Origin of the sequence: Nocardioides antri (assembly GCF_008373765.1) — a bacterium.
In the GTDB taxonomy this organism is placed as follows: Bacteria; Actinomycetota; Actinomycetes; order Propionibacteriales; family Nocardioidaceae; genus Nocardioides; species Nocardioides antri.
Window position 1 is genome coordinate 1 of the sequence record NZ_VUJW01000014.1, and the last position, 5,445, is coordinate 5,445.

Annotated in this window: 8 protein-coding genes; 3 read left to right on the forward strand and 5 right to left on the reverse strand. The window is 64.8% G+C overall.

Features of this window, described 5'->3' with window-relative positions:
* Positions 1-129: 129 nt before the first annotated feature.
* A complete protein-coding gene (locus tag F0U47_RS19640) occupies positions 130-528 on the reverse strand; it encodes a hypothetical protein (protein ID WP_149752190.1) in 399 nt (132 codons plus the stop codon).
* 137 nt (positions 529-665) lie between these two features.
* Between F0U47_RS19640 and F0U47_RS19645 the strand changes: the two genes are divergently transcribed.
* Complete coding sequence (locus F0U47_RS19645; protein ID WP_149752191.1) at positions 666-2,120, forward strand: hypothetical protein; 1,455 nt, start codon at positions 666-668, stop codon at positions 2,118-2,120.
* An 83-nt stretch (positions 2,121-2,203) separates the two neighbouring features.
* Complete coding sequence (locus F0U47_RS19650; RefSeq protein ID WP_149752192.1) at positions 2,204-2,536, forward strand: hypothetical protein; 333 nt, start codon at positions 2,204-2,206, stop codon at positions 2,534-2,536.
* A 108-nt stretch (positions 2,537-2,644) separates the two neighbouring features.
* On the opposite strand, the gene F0U47_RS19655 is transcribed toward F0U47_RS19650, so the two are convergent.
* The 3 genes from F0U47_RS19655 to F0U47_RS19665 form a co-directional block, all read right to left on the reverse strand.
* On the reverse strand, positions 2,645-3,349 hold the full coding sequence (locus tag F0U47_RS19655) for a calcium-binding protein (protein ID WP_149752193.1): 705 nt from the start codon (positions 3,347-3,349) through the stop codon (positions 2,645-2,647).
* A gap of 176 nt (positions 3,350-3,525) precedes the next feature.
* Complete coding sequence (locus tag F0U47_RS19660; protein ID WP_149752194.1) at positions 3,526-3,765, reverse strand: hypothetical protein; 240 nt, start codon at positions 3,763-3,765, stop codon at positions 3,526-3,528.
* Positions 3,766-3,883: 118 nt separating this feature from the next.
* The gene (locus F0U47_RS19665) at positions 3,884-4,282 is read right to left on the reverse strand and encodes a hypothetical protein (RefSeq protein ID WP_149752195.1); all 399 of its coding nucleotides are present in this window, start codon (positions 4,280-4,282) and stop codon (positions 3,884-3,886) included.
* Positions 4,283-4,595: 313 nt separating this feature from the next.
* Here F0U47_RS19665 and F0U47_RS19670 point away from each other — a divergent pair, with 313 nt between their 5' ends.
* Positions 4,596-4,880 (forward strand): excalibur calcium-binding domain-containing protein, encoded by a 285-nt coding sequence (locus tag F0U47_RS19670; RefSeq protein WP_149752196.1) that lies wholly within the window; start codon positions 4,596-4,598, stop codon positions 4,878-4,880.
* 346 nt (positions 4,881-5,226) lie between these two features.
* Here the strand turns inward: F0U47_RS19670 and F0U47_RS21640 are convergent.
* The coding region (locus tag F0U47_RS21640) for a hypothetical protein (protein ID WP_223162837.1) at positions 5,227-5,445 on the reverse strand (219 nt) is incomplete at its 5' end.

Genomic DNA, 5,445 nt, shown 5'->3' on the forward strand with positions numbered 1-5,445 from the left:
GACGACAGTGGACCACGCCAGCGGCGAGCACGCCGAGCGGCAGAAGCGTGCACCTGCCGCGAGCAGGCAGGGCGGCAGTAGCGTGCAGCTGCCGCGAGCACGCAGGGCGGCATGAGCGGACGCTTCAACTCAGGTGGCAACCTCGCCGTTTCGCAGGGTGAGTGCAACCTCGTGGCCGTCGAACCACAGCCGCAGCCCAACGACTTCACTCACCTCGTTGAAGGTGGACTGCCAATCAGTGAGCGCGGCACCCATCACGTCAGCGAACGGCTCCTCGGCTGCCGCGTCACGCAACGCCCAATGCTGCCCGTCTAGGTCGTACTTGTAGGTGTCCAGCCACGAGTCGTCGCCGGGGCCAGTGACGTGATAGTCCAAGGTCCAGTCGGTACCCCCAGACAGGACAAGGGCATGCCCGGTGTCGAAAACCAGACGCACTGGACCCACCTCACGGCGGAGTGAGTCGCTGGCGGTCTGCCATGACAGCCGTTCGACTGCAACAAGACGACGGTTCAGGAGTTCCTCGACCACAGGTCGATATTGCCACTCCGTATCGCCCGCTCGTCGGCAGGATCGAGCACGCAGCGGCAGTAGCGTGCGCTGAACTACGCAGACATCTGCGGGTCTGCGCCGCCCAGTGGATTGACTCCACATGCCACGCTGTCGACATGCTCGCGGCGTTGCCCCCAAGTCAAGCGACGAATGCACAAGCGCACGTCAATTTGGACAGTGCCCGAGTCCCCGTCGAGTTTGACGTGCTGATCGATTGCGACACCGTGTCCGAAGAGACCTCGTGTTTCGAGGCCCTGAACGTGTTGCTTTCGCAACATGGCGTGAGCATCTGGCGGTACGCGGACTGTGGACCACCTACCGATGTCCGTCGCAAAGACGGTGCTCCAATCGGCTGGCTCGAGATCGTGGAGTTGGACACCGATGAAGACCCGACCTCCCGTCGAGCCCCCACACATGCGACCCGCTACTCCGATGGCAAGACCGTCTCGACAGCGATCATGTGGGGCGGCATCCAATACGCCGGAGAGGCGAACGCAACTTCCAGCGATCATTTGCTTGGCCAAGCCGCGGAATCTGCACGGATGGGAATCCTCGTCACGAAACGCAGAGAGCTAGTCGGACGCGGAGAAGCGCGCTGGCGGGGCGGCACTCTCATGGCTCCGCCCGAGCGGGCGGTGGCGACCTTGGGTCTCATCTTGCGGGGCAACTGCCACTTCCCGGTGACGCCGTATTCAACCACTGGCCGTGGGTTCTACCTCGCGCTGGCCCTGGACAGTCTCCTTCCAAACTACGGCCTATGGGCCGCAGCCTGCTCAGCTGACGGCGCATTCGGCCAAGGACAGATCTACTACCTCAGCACCGCTACAGAGGGGCGTCTCTTTCAGGCTCTAAACGCGCGCGATCAGACCGCCATTGCGATGAGCCAGACTCGGATCGACTGGGTCGAGGTGGCCGATGCAGTCGACCGCTTCTTGGTATTCCTCCTCGCGGCCATGGACGCGACAGCCCGCGTCGTTTACGAGATCGTCCAACCCGACAAGATGCGTCCGAGGGATGCAAAGTGGCAGGTCAGCGACTTCATCAAGGCACTGCGACCATCCCACCCTTCGCTTGCCGCACTGTTTGCAAAGGGAAGTCCCGGCCACGATGTGCACCTGATCCTTCGGCAGCTACGCAATACGATCCATGCCGGAGGGCTGGCGAAGACCCACGTCCTGGTTGAAGACGAGGGCCTCGAGCACAACCTGTCGGTGCCACTCGACGAGGTCGAAGACCTCGCTGAGGCCGTCCTGCGCCGCACCAGGGGCAACCCGACGGATTGGGGGTTGCGTCTGACCGATGAGAGAGCATGGGTCCAGCCGATCATTCTCGTGGACGCCCTGACCCGCGAGGGCTTCGCAACTCTCGACGCCATCTTCGAGCGAACGCCGCTCGAAGCCCTGATCGCGCTGAGCTCGGACGCCGAAGACGAGGTCGATGGGACCGACGAGGTAGACGACAGTGATCGAAGCGAGTGGAGTCTGATGGAGCGGATGCTCGCCACCCGCGGCAGTGACATGTACCTGTGGCACTTCGGCATGCACAGCGATCAGATCGCCACCAGCGGCTAACTCGAGCGCGCCAACGGCTTCGACCAGAGCGCGGCAGCCCTGGGTGCGGCAGATCAGTGCGTTTCGGCTCGTAGGATCTTGGGGTGGACGTTGACCTGCCCGCCCTCCGAGCTTTTCTGTCCAGCGACAAGGACTTGGTGGATATCTGCGCGGAGGTGCTTACGGTTCTGGCGTACGGCGAGCCCGTGGTCGAGACCCTTGAGTTCAACGAGGTGGACGTGACCGTCGACAAGAGCCGGAGCCTGATCACGATTCAGGGCGTCCTCTCGATCAACGACGAAGCCGTGCGACTCACGCAGGACCGGTTCGTGGAGTTGGCGCGGACCATCGCGGAGCCTCTGGATGGAGAGCGGCTGGCGGCTTGGCGGGAGCACCGGCAGCGGCGTGTTTGGCCGATGCCTCCTGGCCCTCGTTGACCAAACTGCTCATCCACGCGACCGTGCGAACAACGCGGCAGTAGCGTGCAGCTGCCGCGAGCACGCAGGGCGGCAGTAGCGGATTGCGTCACGCGGTTGCGTGACTGGCTAGCGTCGCTCGCAGAGGTAGTACGTATCACGTCCCGGACCGCCAATGCACTGGTCGGAGCCGCGACCGCCACGCAGGTCATCAGCGCCACGGCGGCCGTCGACGATGTCGTCGCCGAGGAAGCCGATGATCCGGTTGCCCTCGCCGTTGCCGCGGAGGACGTCGGCCCAAACCGTGCCGACCAGGTTCTCGATGCTGGAGAGCTCGTCGAACCCCCGGCCGCTGGTGTCCTGCGGTCCGGTCAGCCGGAGGTCGACCTTGACCCCGTTGCGCGAATAGGGGTACTCATCGCCACAGTTGCGACACTTGAAGTGGTACGACACGGTGTCGAAGCCAGGGCCGCCGACAAGCAGCTCGTCGCCGGGACTGCTGTGCAGGTGGTCGCCGCCCAGGCCGCCGTACACCTCCTCCCGGGCACCGGCCGGAACGTCTCCGCGGGTCACGATGACGTCCTCACCCGCACCCCCGCAAACCGTGTCCACACCGTTACCGGTCCAGATGAGCTCCCCGGCCGGGGTGCCAAGCACGACGTCCGAGTCGTCCCGATTGGGGTCGGGTGCATCCGGGTCGTTGAGGTCGATGGTGACGATCCGACCTCCGCACATCGCTGGCTCGGTGGCGGCATTGCCGATGGTTGGCAGCGCAGGCAGGGAGAGAACGAGCCCCGAGGCGGTCATCGCGAGTGCGGCCCGAACAGACATCATGGTTCGACACTAGGTCTCGGCGAGTGGGCCGTCAGGACTTCACAGAGTTGCCGCCCGCTCATCGGCATGACCGCACGCGCAGGGCGGCAGTAGCGTGCCGCTCCGCGCACGCCGTGCGGCAGTAGCGTGCAGCTGCCGCGAGCACGCAGGGCGGCAGTAGCGTGCGTTTGGTCGCGTTACTCCCAGCCGTGCTCGGCATAGGTGCGGCGGTCCCACTCTTGGTCAGTCGTGTAGGTGCCCCAGCCCATGTGCTCGTAGTAGAGCGTCATCGCGTGGAAGTGACTGTCAGCCTCGACGGTCCACGTCACGGGAGCGGAAGTCGAGAGCATCGACCGGGCTTGGTCGCCCTGCGGCCCTGCAAGGCAGAAGGTGTACCGGCTTTCGTCCTCGGGGTCGTCCCACAACTCATGGAGCACATGGAGATCCTAATGATGCTGCGACCGCACATCGGCACGATCGCGCACACCGTGCGGCATCGGGGCGGCTTCCTCGTGGCTAGCGCTAGCGCTAGCGCCGTACCAAGTCAGAGATCCGTCAAACAAACAAGCGCCGCAGAGCGGCCTCGATGACTGGAAGGCCCTTTGTCATCGAGAGCCCTTCTACCTTCGCTACTGCCTCGCTGTCCGCCGTCAGCCCCACATGACGGAGGGTCTCCTCTATGGAAGTGCCCTCAAGGTCGAGACCGGCGAGCGTGCCATCAGCCCGCACCTCAACCACGAGGTCGACGCACGTGCCACCAGGCTCCTGCTGGTTCGCCTGCGGCAGCCGGGAATGCCGGATGCTGAACTCTTCGTGGCCTGCACAGAAGATGATCTGGGCGTCCCCGTCTCGATCGTCGCCACCCTCGCCGTACTGCCCTGCCTGGAAGCCCGCCGGCACGAGGACCGGGTCGAGGACGGCACTGACAAGACGCCCCGTGCGCACTGCTCCCATGCCGTCATATTGCCTCATTGGGGCAGGGAGACTGACCACGAGGTTGCGTCTGCTACTCGGCAATAGGGGTTTTAGTTATCCCTCGGCACGTCCGTTCCAACGCCACCGCGCGATCGGGTCGTTGCCCTTTGCGAGCCTGACACTCGCTGGGGCGTCCGCACCAGCGTTGGTGCCCGGTCGGCACTACGGTCGGCTGAGAAGCCCGTTGCGGCCGGCAGAATCCGGCAGAGCTCGCGGAACTGGTCAGATCAATGAAGATTCTCCTTGATCGTTCCGCGAACAGGTAGGTCGGGCGAGACATACCGTCGCGGTCATGAAGAAGACTCTTATTGCTTGCCTCGCAGCGTTTGCCGTGTCCGCACCGACTGTGGTCCTGGCCTTCAGCTCCGCTCCCGTCCAGGCGCACACGACGGGAATTCACGACAACTGCACCAACTTCAACAACAAGTACCCGCACGGAGTCGGTCGGCGGGGTGCCGTTGATCGAGGAGGAAACGTCACCAACTTCAAGCGCAGCAATCGCATCTACAACCGCGCCGAGCGACACAACGGCGACCTCGACCGGGATAACGACAAGATCGCCTGCGAAAAGGCGTAGCGCTCGCTGACATTCGGCGGCTTCCACGCGCGAAGTGCCGCAATAGCGTGCGGCCAGAGGGCGTGCCCGCCGCACTCGCACCCAGGGTGTGAGCGTGTCTCACCCGCAGCCAAGACTCGACGGGCACGCCCCTGACCAGTACCCGTCGGCTCGGAAGGGACGCGCTTCGTGCGGCAGTAGCGTGCAGTCAGCGGCTGCTGTTGTGCGAACTCATGCCCAGCGACCCCGCTGCTACACCGCCCACCGACTGATCCGGCGTAGCGGCAGAGCACGCTCGTTGGCACGACCGTGCACGCCGTGCGGCAGCAGCGTGCGGCTCCGCGCACGGCAGCAGCGGGCGCTTCCGTTAGTCGCCGACGAACCAGAGATACCGGTGGACGCGCTCAGCGGCCACAGACATCAGGCGCTCCATCTCGTCGAGCATGGGCTGGTGATCCGAACCGAGTTGTGTCCGCAAGAACTCGACCTCATGCACGAGTCGCGAGCACGCAGGGCGGCAGTAGCGTGCGGCTCCGCGCACGCCGTGCGGCAGTAGCGTGCAGCAGCCGCGAGCACGCAGGGCGGC